Below are 18,909 nucleotides of genomic sequence, written 5' to 3' on the forward strand. Positions count from 1 at the left end.
GGTTTTTAAGCCTCAGCCGTTGATCCTTTACAGAAACTGTAGGATTATGCATTTTTAGTCTTTAATCATCGTTCGCAAAGAGGAATTCCATGAGTCATGTGGACACTGAAGTACGTCCTAGTAACTTCATACGTAATATCATAGATGAAGATTTAGCCACGGGTAAGCATACGAGTGTACAAACTCGTTTTCCGCCTGAACCAAATGGCTTTCTTCATATCGGCCACGCTAAGTCTATCTGCCTGAACTTCGGCATTGCACAGGACTACAAAGGTCAATGTAACTTACGTTTTGATGATACCAATCCTGAAAAAGAAGATATCGATTACGTCAATTCTATTCAGGCCGATGTGCAGTGGCTCGGTTTTCAGTGGGATGGTGATATTCGCTATTCATCAAACTATTTTGACCAACTACACCAGTATGCTGTTGAGTTAATCAACAAAGGCCTTGCGTACGTTTGTTTCTTAAATGGTGATGAAACTCGTGAGTACCGTGGCACGCTTAAAGAGCCAGGTAAGAACAGCCCATACCGCGATACCTCAGTTGAAGAAAACTTGGCGCTATTTGAAAAAATGCGTTTAGGTGAGTTCAAAGAAGGCGAGTGTTCGCTTCGAGCTAAGATTGATATGGCATCACCATTTATGTGCATGCGTGATCCTATCATCTACCGTATTCGTTTTGCTCATCATCATCAGACGGGCGATAAGTGGTGCATTTACCCAATGTACGACTTTACTCACTGTATTTCTGATGCGATTGAAAACATTACTCACTCGCTATGTACGCTTGAGTTCCAAGATAACCGTAGACTGTACGATTGGGTTTTAGATCATCTTGATGATTTCCAAGCGCCAAACAGAACGCGTCAGTATGAGTTTTCAAGACTAAACCTTGAATACACATTGATGTCTAAGCGAAAGCTTAATGACTTAGTGGTTCGCAACTTGGTAGCAGGTTGGGATGACGCGCGTATGCCTACTATTGCTGGCTACCGCCGCCGTGGTTATACCGCAGCCTCTATCCGTGAGTTTTGTAAGCGCATCGGTGTGACTAAGCAAGATAATATGGTTGAAGTTGCCATGCTTGATGCATGTATTCGCGAAGAACTCAATGAATTCGCGCCACGCGCAATGGCAGTGATTAACCCTGTTAAAGTGGTTATCGAAAACTATCCTGAAGGACAAGTTGAGATCATCAATGCGGCAAATCATCCTAACAAGGAAGAGATGGGCAAGCGTGAATTGTCTTTTGGTCGTGAACTATTTATCGATGCTGATGATTTCCGCGAAGAAGCCAACAAGAAGTACAAGCGTTTAGTACAAGGTAAAGAAGTGCGTTTGCGTAATGCTTACGTGATCCAAGCCGAGCGCTGTGAAAAAGATGCTGATGGCAACATCACCACTATTTTCTGTACTTATGACGATGAGACCTTAGGTAAAAACCCAAGCGATGGTCGTAAAGTAAAAGGCGTTATTCATTGGGTTGAAGCGACTACTGCTAAGCCTGCTGAGCTGCGTATGTATGAGAGATTGTTTAACGATCCGAACCCTGCTGCTGCAGAGTCTGTTGATGAAGTGCTCAACCCGCACTCACTAACCGTTAAGCATGGTCTTGTTGAAGCAAGCCTTGTAAATGCTGAAGCTGAAAAAGCTTATCAGTTTGAGCGTGAAGGTTACTTCTGCGCCGACAGCAAAGACTCTACCGAAGACAAGTTAGTGTTTAACCTAACTGTGCCATTAAGAGATACTTTCGAGTAAATCCTGTCAAGCTACAACATTATGTGTAGCTTGTTTTGAGATTAAAAAAGCCGACTCAATGTCGGCTTTTTTGTCATTTACTTTTCTGTCACGCCACTAAGAGTTAGATTTAAACTCTTTTGAACAACCTTTTACAGACAGTGCATCGCTTATTGGTACATAGGGCCGAAACCAATACTCCAAAGAATCACACTAGAGCCCATTAGTCCAACGAGTAACACTAATCCTGCTGTTACCATTGAGCTTGCGTAAATAAAGCCCTTTTCTTCAGGAATGTTCATGATAATTGGCACGCCGGTGTAGAGTAGGTAAACCGAGTAAGCAAGGCCTGCAAGTCCAACAACCATAATAAACCAGAGCGTAGGATATAGCGCTGCTAAACCCACCATAAATAGTGGTGTAGCGGTATAGGCGGCGAGCTCTAGTGCTTGGGTATAGCTAGGTTTTGCATCAAAGGTTTTTGCCATCCAAAATGCAAGGTAGGCGAGGGCAAATACCCCGGCGATTAGACCAAAATACATTCCAGTAGACATGATTATAGCGCTTTGTGATGTTAAGAACTGACGCTCTCCAACACCTAAGTCCCAACCGATTTGAGATGTGCCGATAAACGCACAAATAGCAGGGATGAGTGCAATGATGACGATGTGGCTTAAGCTACTGCGCAGTGCTTCGTGGTTTTTCTCAATTGTTTGCCACTCTTCCTTTGGATGAGTGTATAGCCCCATTAAGTGATTCAATATCATTATAATTATCCTCGTTTAGCATTTAACTTTTATATTAAATTGGCTCGCCAAACTGCAGACGAACTTGTTACAGCTCTAAGGCTATTTATTGAACAAAATCTGCTAAGAGTCAAGCCTGTCGAATTAAGCATAGGCTTAAAGCTAGGATTGTGCTGAGATTTGCTGATAAAATAGTGCCATTAACAATGCCTCGACGGACTCTAGATGAACTCAGCTATACAGCAGTTATTAGCGCCAATTTATTCCTTTTTACAATGTGAAACTCCAGATAGCTGGATTAACGAAGCAAAAAAGCCTGAGCGATTAAAAGGTCTGTTGATTGATCACTGTAACTGTGAATTAAAAGCAGCTCAGACGGCAATGTTTGTGGTACGTAAATATGCTGTTGATGAGCAAAGTGGCCATGTATTGCAAGCCTGGGCTAAACCTTATGCTGACTTTGTCTACAGCCAAGATAGAGATGTAGAGACGTTCTTAGGTAACAATAGCAAGAAGAATGAATTAGCTGCTGAGTTAGTTGGTCGCAGCGACTTTGCTCATAGTGCTGACTTGATTGCTAAAATGGTGCGCTTAATCAAAGAGGAGTTCCATCATTTCGAGCAAGTGCTTGAAATTATGCATAACCGCGGTATTGAGTACCAGAGTGCGCGTGCTGGTCGTTACGCTAAAGGCATGATGAAACAGGTGAGAACACATGATCCTGTAACCTTGGTCGATAAATTGATTGTTGGCGCATTTATTGAAGCTCGATCCTGTGAGCGATTTGCCAAACTGGCGCCGCACTTAGATGATGAGCTAAAGAAATTTTACGTTTCCTTACTGCGCAGTGAAGCGCGTCATTATCAAGATTATTTAACCTTAGCTCAGGCTATTTCAGCAACAGATATTAGTGAGCGGGTGGCACACTTTGCTGCGATAGAAGCCGAGCTGATTATGTCAGCTGATGAAGATTTTAAGTTCCATAGCGGCGCGCCAGTTACTGCAACGCATTGTGACGTTGCTTAACGTTAAGCGGCTTAATGCTAAGTGGCATGGCCATATTGTTTAAAGGTAGGTTTAAAGGCAGGTTTAAAAGTGAATGTTGTTAATGTTTGCCAAGAGTAGGGATTAGCAGAAAAAATAACGGCAAGTGATAGACTACTTGCCGAAAGGTAGCTCTATTAGCTCAATATTATCTTGGCTGACACTTAACATACTGCCTTGCTCATACCAATCACCAACAACAATACGGCGTTTGCCGTTGCCCAGTTGATGGATTGCGGGCCTATGAGTATGACCGTGGATCATCTGCTGGCTTTTAGTGGCGTCAAGCAGTCCAAGCACCGCATCAGGTTCCACATCCATAATGCTATAGCTTTTTTGTTGATTGCTGCTCTGGCTGTTTGCACGTAATTTACTGGCAATATCAAGCCGCTTAGATTGGGGTAAATGCGCATAAAGCCACTTAGCCCAGCCCATATTACGAAATTTTCTAAAACGTTGGTAAGGTTTATCTAAGGTACAAAGACTATCGCCGTGCAGAATGACGGTTGAGATCCCATACAAATCTAAGGTATAGATTTCAGGTAACAGTGTCATGCCGCTACGTTTAGCAAATGCAGTGCTTATTAAGAAATCTCGATTACCGTGTATAAAGGAAATAGGCAGTTTTTTTGAGGCTTGTTTAATGGCATCAGCAAGCTGATTGGCAAAAGGCTCAGCGATGTCATCGCCAACCCATACTTCGAAGAGATCGCCAAGGATGTATAATGCATCGGTGTCGTGAAGTTGAGTGTCGAGAAACGTAAGAAAAGCTTGGGTGATATCGGGGCGATTTGCACTTAAGTGCAAATCACCCACAAATAGAGTTCGCATCGAGACAATATTACTCTTCGATGGTTACTTTTTCGATGATAACAGCCTCAAGAGGAACATCTTGATGCATGCCACGGTTACCAGTACTAACCGCTTTAATCTTGTTAACTACGTCCATGCCTTCAACAACTTCGCCAAATACACAGTAACCCCAGCCTTGCGCTGACTCAGACTTAAAGTCTAGGAAAGTATTGTCGCCAACGTTGATGAAGAACTGTGCCGTTGCTGAATGCGGATCTGAAGTACGTGCCATAGCGATAGTACCGATTTTGTTCGATAAACCGTTATTTGCTTCGTTTTCAATTGTTTCGTTAGGGCGTTTTTGACCCATATCTTCAGTAAAACCACCGCCCTGGACCATAAAACCGTCAATTACACGGTGAAAAACAGTACCGTCATAGAAGCCTTCTTTAGCATAGTTTAAGAAGTTAGCCGCAGTATTTGGCGCTTTTTCAGTATTTAAAGCTAATTTGATTTCGCCATGGTTGGTATGAAGTGTGATCATATTTAAAACTCTCGTCATTTAACATGCTTTAATAATGGTAGGATTCTAACGTAATTGCGTAAAACCATAAAGCACTGAGTGTTTATCTTGCCTAATTAATGCGTTATTGAAATTAAATACGGCTACAGAATTGCTGCAACGTTGGTGAAAAATTGGGATAAGATCGCAAACTTGCTTAGTTGCACTATATCTGCGCATTTTTGCAGGCTTTGTACACGAAAACAGCTTGGAACAGCGACTTTTGCAATGGTAGACTGAACAACTAATTTCTAAATATTGCCGTTGAAGAGAATAATCAATGTTGAAGCTTTACAATAGTCTTACCCGCCAAAAAGAACAGTTTGTGCCTATACACCCTGGAAAGGTTGGCATGTACGTGTGTGGGGTGACCATCTATGATTTATGTCATATTGGCCATGGGCGTACATTTGTATCTTTTGACATGATTGTTAGATACCTAAGATACAGCGGATACGACGTTAATTTTCAACGTAATATTACCGACGTTGATGACAAAATCATTAAACGTGCCAATGAAAACAACGAAAGCTGTGATTCATTAACTGAGCGTTTAATTACCGAAATGCACCGTGACTTTGATGCGTTAAATATGGCGCGTCCAGATAACGAGCCTCGTGCAACAATGCATATGCCTGAAATCATCGATATGGTTGAAAGACTTATCGAGCGTGAGCATGCCTATGTTGCGTCAAATGGCGACGTGCTATTTAGTGTGTCATCATTCCCTGAATATGGTCGTTTATCTGGCCAAAATATTGAGCAACTGCAAGCCGGTGCTCGCGTTGAAGTGGAAGACGCTAAGCGCGACCCAATGGACTTTGTGTTGTGGAAGATGTCAAAGCCAGGTGAGCCTACTTGGGAATCACCATGGGGATCGGGTCGTCCTGGTTGGCATATCGAATGTTCAGCGATGAACAGCAAACACTTAGGTATTCATTTTGATATCCATGGCGGTGGCTCAGATCTGCAATTCCCGCATCATGAAAATGAAATTGCTCAGTCTTGCTGCGCTCACGATACACCGTATGTAAACTATTGGATGCATACTGGTATGGTGATGGTTGATAAAGAGAAGATGTCAAAGTCTTTGAATAACTTCTTCACTATCCGTGATGTACTTGGTCACTACGACGCAGCGACTGTACGTTACTTCTTGTTATCGGGTCATTATCGCAGCCAGCTTAATTACTCTGAAGATAACTTAAAACAGGCTAAATCTGCCTTAGAGCGCATTTATACCGCGCTTAAAGATTTGGATTTAACGATTGCAGCTGCACCGGCTGAAGAGTTTGTGGCTAAGTTTAAGTCAGCGATGGATGACGACTTTAATACGCCTGAAGCGTATTCGGTATTGTTTGATATGGTACGTGAGATCAATCGCCTGAAACTAACCGATATGGCTAAAGCATCTGCATTAGGCGTTGCACTTAAAGAGCTGGCAGATGTACTAGGCATTTTAGGTCAAGACGTTGATACCTTTTTTAAAGGTGAGGGTACTGATGACGAAGTGGCAGAAATTGAAGCCTTAATCGTTGAACGTAACCGTGCTCGTGCTGAAAAAGACTGGCCAGCAGCCGATATTGCTCGTGATGGCTTAAATGCATTAGGGGTTATTTTAGAAGATGGTCCAGAAGGGACCACTTGGCGTAAGAAGTAATTCTTAGCTATAAATAGCACAGACATTAAGTTCCAGACATAGAAAAGCCTGCTTATGCAGGCTTTTTTGTTTTTAACATCAAGACTTGGAACATTTATGCCACATCCCATGGATGGAATAACTTGGTATCTTTTTTAGTCACTAGGTCTGGAACATTTGCTAGGACCTAGGACCTTGTTTCAAACCTAGGACCTTGTTTTAAACCTAGGACCTAGAACCTTCTGTTAAACCTAGAACCTAGAACCTTCAGTTAATCGTGATACTGCTCGCAAGCATATAGCGTATTTTCAAGCAGGCTTGCAATGGTCATTGGGCCTACACCACCCGGTACGGGCGTAATAAAGCTTGCTCGCTCTGCAGCCTCATCAAATTCTACATCACCAACAAGTTGACCACTTTCCAAACGGTTAATACCTACGTCGATAACGATAGCGCCAGGTTTTATCCAGTCGCCAGGAATAAACCCAGGTTTACCAACGGCAACGACGAGCAGATCGGCCTGTCTTACCTTATCTTCAAGATTACGGGTGAAACGATGGCAAGTCGTGGTTGTGCAGCCGGCTAATAACAGCTCAAGTGACATAGGGCGACCAACGATGTTCGATGCACCGACGACAACGGCATCTAAACCAAAGGTATCGACACCGGTTGATTTAAGCAGTGTCATAATGCCCATTGGTGTGCATGAGCGTAATACCGGGATCCGCTGGGCTAAACGACCCACGTTATAAGGGTGAAAGCCATCGACATCTTTGTCTGGGCGAATACGTTCAATGACTTTCGATTCTTCGATATGCTCAGGAAGAGGAAGCTGAACCAAGATCCCGTCTATGCTTGGGTCGTCGTTACATTCGTCTATTAAAGACAAAAGTGCATTTTCTGAGGTGCTGCTATCTAAGTCGTACGAGCGCGATACAAAACCGACTTCTTCACAGGCTCTGCGTTTGCTGCCGACGTAAACTTGTGATGCTGGATCTGCTCCAACTAGAATTACGGCTAAACCAGGGGCTCTTTGACCAGCCTCTTTGCGGGCGGTTACTTTATCTTTGAGCTGTGTTCGAATGGTTTGCGCAATCGCTTTACCATCGATGTTTTGGGCTGTCATTGGGGTTGGTGTCCTTTATACGGCGCGATAATGGAAAACGGCGACATTTTAACAGGACAGACCAAAGGTGTCATTGATTTAGACTGCTAACAAACAATTCTAATATACGGATAATAACTTTATAGTCTCGGTATCAGAATGGCCTTTTTAAATCGCTAACAAGCGAGGGGATGTCGTGTTAATCACTTAGTATTATTTTCATCGGCTTACTAACTAGTTTTTATAAGGCGCTGATTACAAAAGAGTGCGCTATTGCGGCTATTTTATCCGTAATGGTTAAAGCTGCTGCTGTTAGTGTGTAAAGTAGCCAGGTAGTCGTGTTTTTTGAAAAAAGTCATTGACGACTTTTAGGTGTGGGGGTACTATGCGCTCCGTTCTCAACGAGCAGCAAGTTGTTGTCTTTGAGAGCCAGAAACAGTAAAGGGTGTCCCAGCGTGAAAACGTACTTTACATTAGGTTTCAAAATTTCGGTGATTAGCGCAGCCCGGTAGCGCATCTGGTTTGGGACCAGAGGGTCAGAGGTTCGAATCCTCTATCACCGACCACATTTAAACTAACGTGTAACGTTAGTTATCCCGTTCAGGAAATGGAATTAATTCCATTGCCGAGCGCCCGTAGCTCAGTTGGATAGAGCACCCGCCTTCTAAGCGGGTGGCCGCAGGTTCGAATCCTGCCGGGCGTACCATTTTTGTGGTGATTGTAGCTCAGTTGGTAGAGTCCCGGATTGTGATTCCGGTTGTCGTGGGTTCGAACCCCATCAGTCACCCCACTCATTCTGTAAAGAAGTTCAAAAAGCGACCCTAGGTCGCTTTTTTTACGCCTGTAAATCACGCTTTGAGGCTCGACTCTGGCGCATTCCATAGCTATAATGTCGCGTCTTGATAATTATCAACTAAAAGATACCTGTGCCGATCTTCAGTATTTATGGGCATTTGGGTGAAATTTACGGATCAAGAAACGAATACCTGAATAGTTGATTTTTCGACTATTGCAAAGGACGATAGACATATTTCGAGGTAAAAAAATGCAAGTTTCTGTTGAAGCCACACAAGGCCTAGAGCGTCGCCTAACAATTTCTGTACCTGCTGAGCAGATCGAGAACACTGTTAAAGAAGCATTAAAAAGCGAAGCTAAGCGTGCCCGTATCCCAGGTTTCCGTCCAGGAAAAGTACCTGTAAGCGTTATTAATAAGCGTTATGGTAATGCAATTCGTCAAGATATCACTGGTGAAGTGATGCAGCGTAACTTCGTTGAAGCAATCATTGCTGAGAAGTTAAACCCAGCTGGCGCACCAACGTTAACTCCTGGTTCAACTGAAGGCGAAAACTTTGAGTTTATTGCTACTTTTGAAATCTACCCAGAAGTTGAGCTAAAAGGTCTAGAGTCAATCACTGTTGAACAGCCTACTGCTGAAGTAACAGAATCTGACGTTGACGCTATGATTGAAACGCTACGTAACCAACACGCTACTTTTGAAGTAGCTGACCGCGCAGCGGCTGAAGGTGACAAAGCTAAAATCAACTTCGTTGGTTCTATCGATGGTGAAGAGTTTGAAGGCGGTAAAGCTGACGATTTCGAACTACAATTAGGTAGCGGCCGTATGATCCCAGGTTTCGAATCTGGTGTTGAAGGTCACAAAGTTGGCGAAGAGTTCAATATCGAAGTAACTTTCCCTGAAGATTACCACGCTGAAAACTTGAAGGGTAAAGTAGCAACTTTCGCTATTACTCTGAACGAAGTTCAAGCGGCTAACCTTCCAGAAGTTAACGATGAATTCGCTACACTATTCGGTATCACTGAAGGTGGCATTGACGCTCTTCGTGCTGAAATCAGCAAGAACATGAGCCGTGAACTTGAACAAGCGCTTAAAGCGAATGTTAAAGAGCAGGTTCTTAATGGTCTAGTTGAGCAAAACGATATTGAATTGCCAACAGCACTAATCGACGGTGAAGTTGAAGTATTGCGTAAGCAAGCTATGCAACGTTTCGGCGACCAAGCTGCGAACATGCCTGAGCTACCAGCTGATCTATTCACTGAGCAAGCTGCACGTCGCGTTAAAGTAGGTCTACTACTTGGCGAAGTGATCAAGGTTAACGAGCTAAAAGCTGAAGACGAACGCGTTCAAGGTTTGATCGCTTCTATGGCTTCTGCATACGAAGATCCAAGTGAAGTTGTAGCATACTACAATGGTAGCGAAGAACTTATGCAGAACATGCGCAACGTTGCTCTAGAAGAGCAAGCGGTTGAAGCTTTGTTAAAATCTGCAACTTTGACTGAAAAAGCGGTCAAGTTTGAAGAATTTATGAACAAGGCTACAGGTCGCGCGTAACCATCGCTTGACTTAAATGGCTATTAGCCATTTATAATGGTCCGCATGAGGTTCCTCATGCGGGCCATTTTTATTTAGGGAAGTTTAATCATGCACAAAGCGCCAGAATCAGTACTTAACGCACTCGTTCCTATGGTTGTTGAACAGACAGCTAAAGGTGAACGTTCATATGATATTTATTCTCGCCTGTTAAAAGAGCGAGTGATCTTTCTCGTTGGCCAAGTTGAAGAACATATGGCTAACCTTATCGTTGCTCAGTTACTGTTTTTGGAATCAGAGAGCCCAGATAAGGATATCTACCTGTACATCAACTCACCAGGCGGCAGCGTAACTGCTGGTATGGCAATTTATGACACTATGCAGTTCATTAAGCCAAACGTGAGCACTGTATGTATCGGTCAGGCGGCGAGCATGGGCGCATTTTTATTAGCTGGCGGTGCAGAAGGCAAACGCCATTGCTTACCAAACTCAAGAGTAATGATCCATCAGCCATTAGGTGGCTTCCAAGGTCAAGCGTCAGATATCGCTATTCATGCTCAAGAGATCTTGGGTATTAAGAATAAGCTAAACACTATGCTAGCAGAACATACTGGCCAGACTTTAGCAGTGATTGAGCGCGATACGGACCGTGACAACTTTATGAGTGCAGTTGAAGCGGCTGAATACGGTTTAGTCGATTCAGTGATAGCAAAACGAAGCTGATTTTTACTTCGGTCTGAGCTATGCTCAAATAAGAAGTGACCAAAAGATATAGGCAGTAGAATTACTGCAAACAGAGGTAAAGTAATGGGCGAAGACAAAGGTAACGGTGACGGCGGAAAACTGCTGTACTGCTCTTTTTGTGGAAAGAGCCAGCATGAAGTAAGAAAACTCATCGCTGGACCTTCTGTATATGTTTGCGATGAGTGTGTTGAACTCTGCAATGACATTATTCGAGAAGAAATTAAAGAGATTTCACCAAAGCAAGACCAAGATAAACTGCCTACTCCACATGAGCTAAGAGCACATTTGGATGATTATGTAATTGGTCAAGATAAGGCGAAGAAGGTTCTTGCTGTCGCAGTATATAACCACTACAAGCGCCTTAAAAATGCCAGCCCTAAAGATGGCGTTGAGCTTGGCAAGAGTAACATCTTGCTAATCGGCCCAACGGGTAGTGGTAAAACCTTGTTAGCTGAAACGCTTGCTCGTGTGCTTGATGTGCCATTTACTATGGCCGATGCGACAACGCTAACCGAAGCGGGTTATGTTGGTGAAGATGTTGAGAACATCATTCAAAAGCTACTGCAAAAGTGCGATTACGATGTTGAAAAAGCGCAGCGCGGTATCGTCTATATCGATGAGATTGATAAGATCAGCCGTAAGTCTGATAACCCATCAATTACTCGTGACGTATCGGGTGAGGGCGTGCAGCAAGCACTGCTTAAGCTAATTGAAGGCACTATCGCTGCGGTACCACCACAAGGTGGGCGTAAGCATCCACAGCAAGAGTTTTTGCAAGTCGATACCTCTAAGATCCTATTTATCTGTGGCGGTGCGTTTGCAGGGCTTGAAAAAGTGATCGAGCAGCGTGCCCATGTTGGTACCGGTATTGGCTTTGGTGCGCAAGTAAAAGGCGAAGCCGACAAGAAGACGATTTCTGATACACTTTTACAAGTGGAACCAGAAGATTTAGTTAAGTTCGGTTTGATCCCTGAATTTATTGGTCGTCTACCTGTACTAGCGACACTGTCAGAACTTGACGATGATGCCTTAATTCAGATTCTGTCAGAGCCAAAAAATGCGATCACTAAACAGTTTGCTGCATTATTTGAGATGGAAAATGTAGAGCTTGAGTTTAGAGAAGATGCGTTAAAGGCGATTGCCCTTAAAGCACAAACTCGTAAGACAGGTGCTCGTGGTCTCCGTTCTATTGTTGAAGGGATCCTACTCGATATTATGTACGATCTACCATCAACTGATGACGTTGCTAAAGTGGTTATTGATGAGTCAGTGGTTAAAGGTGAATCAGCACCTATCCTGATCTACGTTAATCACGAAGCGCAAGCAGCAACAGCTGAGTAAAATGTCACCTACAATTAGATGGTGAGTCGAAAAGGAGCCAAATTGGCTCCTTTTTTGTACACTTTTTTAAATAATTTTTATTCGCCATTGAATCCTATCCAATCATCCCAATATACTCATTAGTAATCATAAAAAACGGAATCGAGCTATGTCCCCAGAGCGTGATGCGCGAATCGAACTACCCGTACTACCACTAAGAGATGTGGTGGTTTATCCCCACATGGTAATTCCGTTATTCGTCGGTCGAGAGAAATCTATTCGTTGCTTAGAAAAAGCAATGGAGCAAGGTAAGCAAATCATTTTAGTCGCTCAGCGAGATGCAGAGTTAGACGATCCCACTAGCGATGATATTTTTGACGTTGGTACAGTCGCGTCAATATTACAGCTACTTAAGTTACCAGACGGTACGGTAAAGGTATTGGTTGAAGGCGGCCAGCGTGCTCGCATTGATAACTATATCGATCAAGATGACATTTTCCAAGCAACAGCCCATTACCTAGAGTCAGAGCCTTTATCTGAGAAAGAAGAGGAAGTGCTTATTCGTTCTGCTGTTGGGCAATTTGAAGGTTACATCAAACTCAACAAGAAGATCCCACCTGAGGTATTAACTTCTTTATCTGGTATCGACGAAGCTGCAAGGCTTGCCGATACCATGGCCGCACATATGCCACTTAAGCTTGAAGACAAACAGTCTGTGCTTGAAATGGTCAATGTTAGCGAGCGTATCGAATATCTAATGGCGATGATGGAATCGGAAATTGACCTGTTACAGGTTGAGAAGCGCATTCGTAGCCGTGTGAAAAAGCAGATGGAGAAGAGTCAGCGCGAGTACTATTTGAATGAGCAAATGAAAGCCATTCAAAAAGAACTGGGTGATATTGACGAATCTCATGATGAATTTGAAAGTTTAGCTAAGAAGATTGAAGAGGCACAAATGCCTGAAGAGGCAAAAGAGAAAGCCTCTGCTGAGCTGAATAAACTCAAAATGATGTCGCCAATGTCTGCTGAAGCAACCGTGGTGAGAAGTTACGTTGAATGGATGGTGTCTGTGCCTTGGCACAAACGCTCAAAAATCAAACGTGATTTAGCCAAAGCACAAGACGTGTTAGATACCGATCACTTTGGTCTTGAAAAAGTTAAAGAGCGCATTTTAGAGTATCTAGCGGTTCAGAGCCGAGTTAAGCAACTTAAAGGCCCAATCCTTTGTTTAGTTGGACCGCCAGGTGTGGGTAAGACGTCGCTGGGTCAGTCAATCGCTAAAGCGACTGGTCGTAAGTACGTACGTGTTGCATTAGGCGGCGTGCGTGATGAAGCGGAGATCCGTGGTCATCGTCGTACATATATTGGTTCTATGCCGGGTAAAGTCATTCAAAAGATGGCTAAAGTTGGCGTGAAAAACCCACTGTTCTTGCTCGATGAAATCGACAAGATGAGCAGCGACATGCGTGGCGATCCTGCTTCGGCCTTGCTTGAGGTGTTAGATCCTGAGCAAAACTCAGCGTTTAGCGATCACTACATGGAGGTTGATTACGACCTGTCGGATGTGATGTTCGTAGCGACATCTAATTCGATGAATATTCCCGGTCCATTATTAGACCGTATGGAAGTGATTCGTTTATCGGGTTATACCGAAGATGAGAAACTCAATATTGCTAAGCAGCATCTGTTGCCGAAGCAGGTTGAGCGCAACGGCTTAAAAGCGAAAGAAGTGACAGTAGATGATAGTGCCATTATCGGTATTATTCGTTACTACACTCGTGAAGCGGGCGTGCGTGCCCTTGAGCGTGAATTATCAAAGATTTGCCGCAAAGTAGTTAAAAAGATCTTGCTTGATAAGAGTATTAAGCATGTTGAAGTTAACCAAGACAACCTCAAGTCATTCCTAGGCGTACAACGCTGTGACTACGGTAAAGCAGAGTCTAATAACCAGATTGGTCAAGTTACTGGCTTGGCATGGACTGAAGTCGGTGGCGACTTGCTAACGATTGAAGCCACTTCAGTGCCCGGTAAAGGCAAGCTGACTTATACCGGTTCACTTGGCGATGTCATGCAAGAGTCGATTCAAGCGGCATTGACGGTTGTGCGTGCCCGCGCTGAGCAGTTAGGTATTAATCCAGACTTTTACGAGAAGCGTGATATTCACGTCCACGTACCAGAAGGCGCGACACCAAAAGATGGGCCATCAGCAGGTGCTGCAATGTGTACAGCGCTCGTTTCTAGCCTAACGGGTAATCCGGTTCGTGCAGATGTTGCAATGACAGGTGAAATTACCCTTCGCGGTGAAGTGTTACCGATTGGCGGATTGAAAGAAAAACTGTTGGCCGCACATCGTGGTGGAACGAAAGTTGTTCTAATTCCAAAAGAAAATGAACGAGACCTGGAAGAAATTCCGCAAAACGTCATTGCCGATTTGAAAATTTATCCAGTTAAATGGATCGATGAAGTGCTTAAGTTGGCGTTAGAGCGACCAGTTGAAGGCTTCGAAGTCGTAGAAAACGTGGACTAACGCAATAAATTGCAGGATTGCCTTAAAAAAACAGTAAAAAGGGCTTACCTAGCTATAAAGCTGTGGTAGCCTAAGTCTGTGGAGAGTCAGTCGCTCCAGCCCTTGGAGTGACTGGTTTTGAGTAGTATCCTAATTTATTTATTTGGTTTTCCTATAAGGCTTGAACTTTGGTTCTAAGCTTGTTATAAAAAGCCTCCGCAGACCGCTCTAGACAAGAATTTGGGTGCGGCGCACAAATTACATTCAAGGGGATGACATGAACAAATCTGAACTAATCGAGAAAATCGCTTCTGGTGCTGACATTTCTAAAGCGGCGGCTGGCCGTGCATTAGACTCTTTCATCGGCGCTGTTACTGACGGCCTTAAAGAAGGCGATAAGATTGCTCTTGTTGGTTTCGGTACTTTCGAAGTGCGTCAACGTGCAGAGCGCACTGGTCGTAACCCACAAACGGGTGCAGAGATCAAAATCGCTGCTGCAAACATTCCAGCATTCAAAGCTGGTAAAGCTCTAAAAGACGCTGTTAACTAAGAATAGTTAGCAATGCAGCCTTTTGTAAGGCTATTGTAGAAATGCACTGCTCGGCAGTGCTTTTTACAAATAGAAAGGGCATAAATTAAGGATTCACTAAATTTATGCTATCAGGAGTTTGAAAGTATTTTCTCCTCCTTTAAATTACAAAAAGGCGCATCCAAACAGTGATGCGCCTTTTTATTTTATTAATCGCAACAAGCGAGAAGTCTGATGTTAGAAAAGATTCGCGAAGGCTCACAAGGCGTCATTGCAAAAAGCATTTTAGTCCTTGTGATACTTTCTTTTGCATTTACGGGTGTAAGTAGTTATTTAGGTTCTTCAACTGAGGTTGCTGCTGCTACCGTAAATGGTGAAGAGATCAGCAACTCAGCTTTAGAACAAGCATACCAAAACGAACGTAGTCGTTTAGAGCAACAGTTAGGCGATATGTTTGCCACTCTGTCAGCTGATGACAACTACATGCAGAGCGTTAAGCAAAGTGTGTTAGAGCGTTTAGTCGCCGAAAAGCTACTTGACCAGAACGCAACTGAGCTTGGTTTACGTGTATCTGATGAGCAGATTAAAGCGGCAATCATGGCAGAGCCAGCGTTCCAAACTGACGGTGTGTTTGATAACGACCGTTATCAAGCGATTCTGCGCCAGTTAGGTTACCAAGCAAACACGTTCCGCGACATGATGCGTACCGATATGACTCGTCGTCAGCTTGTTGCGACATTAGTAGGCTCTGAGTTTGTTTTACCTGGTGAAGCTAAATATTTAGCGGATCTTCAAGGTCAAACACGTGATATCGATTACAAAATTATCGATGCAACGCCGTTCCTAGCTGATATCAGTGTGACCGATGAGCAGATCAAAACCTACTACGATTCAAATCTAGGTCAATTTATTCGCCCAGAAGTGGTAAGTCTTGATTACATTGAACTTAATGCAAATGACTTAGCTGCTGACGTGACAGTGACTGATGCGGATGCACAGGCTTATTATGATGAGCATAAGGCTCAGTATACTCAAGCTGAGAAGCGTTTAGCTGCGCATATTTTAGTGCAGTTAGGTGATGATGATTCTGCAGCGAAAGCTAAAGCAGAAGCCATCTATAAGCAACTTCAAGATGGTGCAGATTTTGCTGAAATAGCGAAGACTGAATCAGAAGATACCTTTAGTGGCGAGCAAGGCGGTCAACTAGATTGGTTTGAAGCAGGCGTAATGGAGCCTGAGTTTGACCAAGCACTTTTTGCACTTAATAAAGGTGAATACTCAAATGTTGTGAAAACAAACTTTGGTTACCACATTATTAAGGCGCTAGACATTCAGCCAGGTGCTCAAGCGCCATTTGCAGATGTTAAAGAGAAGATTGTTGCGCAGCTTCAAGATAAGCAAGCGGTAGATAAATTCTACGAGCTACAGCAAGTCTTAGCTGATACCAGCTACGAAGTGCCTGACACACTAGTCGATGCGGCGAAAGATCTAGGTGTTGAAGTTAAAACTACGGCTGAATTTACCCGTACTAACCCACCAGAGCTGTTCACTAACCCTGAGCTACTAAAAGAAGCATTCTCTTCTAACGTCCTGCTTGATGGCATGAACAGTGATGTATTAGAGGTCGAGCCTAATCATGTTGTTGTTATCCGTATGAATACTCATAAAGCGGCTGGCACAATGGAATTAGCCGACGTGCGCAATGCAATCGCTAACCGTCTAAAGCAAGAGCAAGCTAATGAAGCGGCACGCAAGCAAGCTCAAGATGCGATGACAGCGGTTGAAGCTTCAGGTGTTACTACCGACTTTATCGTTAAAGATAAGCTTGCACGTTTTGAGCAAGACGTCGATGGCGCGATTGTAAACAAGGCATTCGCTATGGCGCAGCCTGCAGATAACGTTTCGGTTGATACAGTTGCATTAGCAAATGGTTACGCTGTCGTTGTATTGAAGCAAGTTAATGCCGCTGAAGGTGTTGATGCTAACCTTATCGATGCACTTAAGCAGCGTTTAAGCTCTCAGTACAGCGAAAACGATTACCGTGCTGTAATTGCAACGCTAAAAGCAAAGGGTGAAGTACTTTACCCTGTTGCGGAGTAAGCGCTGCTGAGTCAGCACTACTGAATAAATAGAAGTAAGTCTCTTATGAGGCATTAAAAAAACCGGCTGATGCCGGTTTTTTTATGGGCAGAATAAGCTCCTACACCACGAAGAGCTCCGCTTTCACGAAGGCCACGAAGGAGAGCATAAAAGCAAAGCTATTATTTTATAGTTAATCCTGCCGATGGATTTCTTCGTGTAGCGCAGCGCTCTGTGTCCTCCGTGGTGTATCGCATTGGCTTTTACTTTAGAACTTATTTACCACGAAGCGCTTCGCTTTCACGGAGAATACGGAGGAAAAGCTTATAGCTTGAGCTGTAGCCTAACTTTGAGCCCTCCGTATTCCAATTACTTTAGTGTTTAACGGCCAGTTAACTATCCCTAGCCCTCGCTTATTAGCACATGGCTTCGCTATATTCGCCGTGGCGGGTAGCTTTTGTCTTCGTTCATGAAGTCAATGCCTGTAAGAAACAATAAAAAACGCCGCAATAAAATATTGCGGCGTTTACTTTAATACAGAATAGTATTAGCTAATTCACGAGGTGATTTAAATTGAAACGACATCAAACTCAACGTGTGGGTTAACATCAGCTTCATAGTCGATGCCTTCGATACCGAAACCGAACAGTTTTAAAAACTCTTCTTTGTATTCACGGTAATCAGTGAGCTCTGCAAGGTTTTCCGTCGTCACTAGTGGCCACATGTCGCGGCAATGCTGTTGGATCTCCTCACGAAGCTCCCAATCGTCTAAACGTAGACGATTAGAATCATCAACATCAGCAGCAGTGCCGTCAGCCTTGTATAGACGTTCGCTAAACATACGGTTAATCTGCTCGATACAGCCTTCATGCAGGCCTTCTGCTCGCATCTTCTTAAATACCATAGCGATATAAAGCGGCATCACTGGGATTGCCGAGCTTGCTTGAGTGACAACACTCTTTAGTACTGCAACGTTCGCGCTGCCACCGGTTGCTGAAAGTTTAGAATCTAGTGCATGAGCGGCTCTGTCTAGGTCCATCTTGGCTTTACCCAGTGCGCCATGCCAGTAAATAGGCCATGTAAGTTCAGTACCTATGTAGCTATAAGCAACTGTTTTACAGTTGTCGCTTAGCACGCCAGCTTCTGAAAGCGCTTGCATCCATAGCTCCCAGTCTTCGCCGCCCATTACCGTAACGGTATCGGCAATCTCTTGCTCAGTCGCAGGCTCTACCGTTGCTTCGATGATAATGTCTTTGTTGGTGTCTACTGCTGTTGCAGTGTAAGTCTCGCCGATAGGTTTTAAAGATGAGCGAATGAGCTCGCCGCTATCAGGCATTTTACGGACTGGAGAAGCGAGTGAGTAAACCACCATATCGACTTGACCTAAGTCTTGTTTGATAAGCTCAATCGCTTTTTGTTTGGCTTCATGACTGAATGCATCACAGTTGATGCTCTTAGAGTAAAGGCCTTCAGCTTTAGCAAATTTGTCAAATGCTGCAGAGTTATACCAGCCAGCAGTACCAGGCTTAGTTTCAGTACTTGGTTTTTCAAAAAACACACCTAACGTGGCGGCATCGCTACCAAAAGCAGCGGTAATGCGTGAAGAAAGACCGTATCCGCTTGATGAGCCGATAACTAAGACTTTTTTAGGGCCGTTAGCGATTTTACCTTTAGCTTTGGTAAAGTTGATTTGCTCAAGAACATTAGCTTCACAGCCAACAGGATGGGTCGTAGTACAAATAAAACCACGGGTTCTAGGTTTGATGATCATATTT

Annotated in this window: 14 protein-coding genes and 3 tRNA genes; 12 read left to right on the plus strand and 5 right to left on the minus strand. The window is 43.7% G+C overall.

Annotation, left to right across the window (positions count from 1 at the left end; all coding sequences use genetic code 11):
• Positions 1 to 89 precede the first annotated feature (89 nt).
• Entirely contained in the window at positions 90 to 1,760 is a 1,671-nt protein-coding gene (gene glnS, locus ACVBIL_RS01075) for a glutamine--tRNA ligase (protein ID WP_447165145.1), read from the plus strand.
• A 149-nt stretch (positions 1,761 to 1,909) separates the two neighbouring features.
• Here glnS and ACVBIL_RS01080 read toward each other — a convergent pair whose 3' ends face one another.
• Positions 1,910 to 2,506, minus strand: a complete 597-nt coding sequence (locus ACVBIL_RS01080; RefSeq protein ID WP_447165146.1) for a Yip1 family protein — start codon at positions 2,504 to 2,506, stop codon at positions 1,910 to 1,912.
• A 216-nt stretch (positions 2,507 to 2,722) separates the two neighbouring features.
• On the opposite strand from ACVBIL_RS01080, the gene miaE reads away from it, so the two are divergent.
• Positions 2,723 to 3,511, plus strand: a complete 789-nt coding sequence (gene miaE / locus ACVBIL_RS01085; protein ID WP_447165278.1) for a tRNA isopentenyl-2-thiomethyl-A-37 hydroxylase MiaE — start codon at positions 2,723 to 2,725, stop codon at positions 3,509 to 3,511.
• Positions 3,512 to 3,643: 132 nt separating this feature from the next.
• Here the strand turns inward: miaE and ACVBIL_RS01090 are convergent, their stop codons facing one another.
• Both ACVBIL_RS01090 and ACVBIL_RS01095 read right to left on the minus strand, forming a co-directional pair.
• The gene (locus tag ACVBIL_RS01090; RefSeq protein WP_447165147.1) at positions 3,644 to 4,360 is read right to left on the minus strand and encodes a UDP-2,3-diacylglucosamine diphosphatase; all 717 of its coding nucleotides are present in this window, start codon (positions 4,358 to 4,360) and stop codon (positions 3,644 to 3,646) included.
• Positions 4,361 to 4,370: 10 nt separating this feature from the next.
• Positions 4,371 to 4,865 (minus strand): peptidylprolyl isomerase, encoded by a 495-nt coding sequence (locus ACVBIL_RS01095; protein WP_447165279.1) that lies wholly within the window; start codon positions 4,863 to 4,865, stop codon positions 4,371 to 4,373.
• Positions 4,866 to 5,163: 298 nt separating this feature from the next.
• On the opposite strand from ACVBIL_RS01095, the gene cysS reads away from it, so the two are divergent.
• Positions 5,164 to 6,543, plus strand: a complete 1,380-nt coding sequence (cysS, locus tag ACVBIL_RS01100; protein WP_447165148.1) for a cysteine--tRNA ligase — start codon at positions 5,164 to 5,166, stop codon at positions 6,541 to 6,543.
• Between the two features lie 250 nt (positions 6,544 to 6,793).
• Here cysS and folD read toward each other — a convergent pair whose 3' ends face one another.
• A complete protein-coding gene (gene folD / locus ACVBIL_RS01105) occupies positions 6,794 to 7,648 on the minus strand; it encodes a bifunctional methylenetetrahydrofolate dehydrogenase/methenyltetrahydrofolate cyclohydrolase FolD (protein ID WP_447165149.1) in 855 nt (284 codons plus the stop codon).
• A 468-nt stretch (positions 7,649 to 8,116) separates the two neighbouring features.
• Here folD and ACVBIL_RS01110 point away from each other — a divergent pair.
• The 9 genes from ACVBIL_RS01110 (at position 8,117) to ACVBIL_RS01150 (ending at position 17,155) form a co-directional block, all read left to right on the plus strand.
• A tRNA-Pro gene (locus ACVBIL_RS01110) sits at positions 8,117 to 8,193 on the plus strand.
• A 63-nt stretch (positions 8,194 to 8,256) separates the two neighbouring features.
• Positions 8,257 to 8,333 (plus strand) — tRNA-Arg (locus ACVBIL_RS01115).
• Between the two features lie 8 nt (positions 8,334 to 8,341).
• Positions 8,342 to 8,417: transfer RNA gene (locus ACVBIL_RS01120), tRNA-His, on the plus strand.
• A gap of 255 nt (positions 8,418 to 8,672) precedes the next feature.
• Positions 8,673 to 9,977 (plus strand): trigger factor, encoded by a 1,305-nt coding sequence (gene tig, locus ACVBIL_RS01125; protein ID WP_447165150.1) that lies wholly within the window; start codon positions 8,673 to 8,675, stop codon positions 9,975 to 9,977.
• Positions 9,978 to 10,067: 90 nt separating this feature from the next.
• Positions 10,068 to 10,679 (plus strand): ATP-dependent Clp endopeptidase proteolytic subunit ClpP, encoded by a 612-nt coding sequence (gene clpP, locus ACVBIL_RS01130; protein WP_447165151.1) that lies wholly within the window; start codon positions 10,068 to 10,070, stop codon positions 10,677 to 10,679.
• Positions 10,680 to 10,763: 84 nt separating this feature from the next.
• On the plus strand, positions 10,764 to 12,041 hold the full coding sequence (gene clpX / locus ACVBIL_RS01135; protein WP_447165152.1) for an ATP-dependent protease ATP-binding subunit ClpX: 1,278 nt from the start codon (positions 10,764 to 10,766) through the stop codon (positions 12,039 to 12,041).
• A 148-nt stretch (positions 12,042 to 12,189) separates the two neighbouring features.
• A complete protein-coding gene (lon, locus tag ACVBIL_RS01140; RefSeq protein WP_447165153.1) occupies positions 12,190 to 14,547 on the plus strand; it encodes an endopeptidase La in 2,358 nt (785 codons plus the stop codon).
• Between the two features lie 256 nt (positions 14,548 to 14,803).
• Positions 14,804 to 15,076, plus strand: coding sequence for an HU family DNA-binding protein (locus tag ACVBIL_RS01145; RefSeq protein WP_447165154.1), 273 nt, complete (start codon positions 14,804 to 14,806; stop codon positions 15,074 to 15,076).
• A gap of 213 nt (positions 15,077 to 15,289) precedes the next feature.
• The gene (locus ACVBIL_RS01150) at positions 15,290 to 17,155 is read left to right on the plus strand and encodes a SurA N-terminal domain-containing protein (RefSeq protein ID WP_447165155.1); all 1,866 of its coding nucleotides are present in this window, start codon (positions 15,290 to 15,292) and stop codon (positions 17,153 to 17,155) included.
• A 547-nt stretch (positions 17,156 to 17,702) separates the two neighbouring features.
• Here the strand turns inward: ACVBIL_RS01150 and fabV are convergent.
• Positions 17,703 to 18,905, minus strand: a complete 1,203-nt coding sequence (gene fabV / locus ACVBIL_RS01155) for an enoyl-ACP reductase FabV (protein WP_447165156.1) — start codon at positions 18,903 to 18,905, stop codon at positions 17,703 to 17,705.
• Positions 18,906 to 18,909 lie beyond the last annotated feature (4 nt).

The organism is Shewanella sp. 125m-7, assembly GCF_052977045.1.

Coding starts and splice junctions, on each gene's coding strand:
- glnS (WP_447165145.1), top strand. CDS start 90: ATGAGTCATGTGGACACTGAAGTACGTCCTAGTAACTTCATACGTAAT.
- ACVBIL_RS01080 (WP_447165146.1), bottom strand. CDS start 2,506: ATGATATTGAATCACTTAATGGGGCTATACACTCATCCAAAGGAAGAG.
- ACVBIL_RS01090 (WP_447165147.1), bottom strand. CDS start 4,360: ATGCGAACTCTATTTGTGGGTGATTTGCACTTAAGTGCAAATCGCCCC.
- ACVBIL_RS01095 (WP_447165279.1), bottom strand. CDS start 4,865: ATGATCACACTTCATACCAACCATGGCGAAATCAAATTAGCTTTAAAT.
- cysS (WP_447165148.1), top strand. CDS start 5,164: ATGTTGAAGCTTTACAATAGTCTTACCCGCCAAAAAGAACAGTTTGTG.
- folD (WP_447165149.1), bottom strand. CDS start 7,648: ATGACAGCCCAAAACATCGATGGTAAAGCGATTGCGCAAACCATTCGA.
- tig (WP_447165150.1), top strand. CDS start 8,673: ATGCAAGTTTCTGTTGAAGCCACACAAGGCCTAGAGCGTCGCCTAACA.
- clpP (WP_447165151.1), top strand. CDS start 10,068: ATGCACAAAGCGCCAGAATCAGTACTTAACGCACTCGTTCCTATGGTT.
- clpX (WP_447165152.1), top strand. CDS start 10,764: ATGGGCGAAGACAAAGGTAACGGTGACGGCGGAAAACTGCTGTACTGC.
- lon (WP_447165153.1), top strand. CDS start 12,190: ATGTCCCCAGAGCGTGATGCGCGAATCGAACTACCCGTACTACCACTA.
- ACVBIL_RS01145 (WP_447165154.1), top strand. CDS start 14,804: ATGAACAAATCTGAACTAATCGAGAAAATCGCTTCTGGTGCTGACATT.
- ACVBIL_RS01150 (WP_447165155.1), top strand. CDS start 15,290: ATGTTAGAAAAGATTCGCGAAGGCTCACAAGGCGTCATTGCAAAAAGC.
- fabV (WP_447165156.1), bottom strand. CDS start 18,905: ATGATCATCAAACCTAGAACCCGTGGTTTTATTTGTACTACGACCCAT.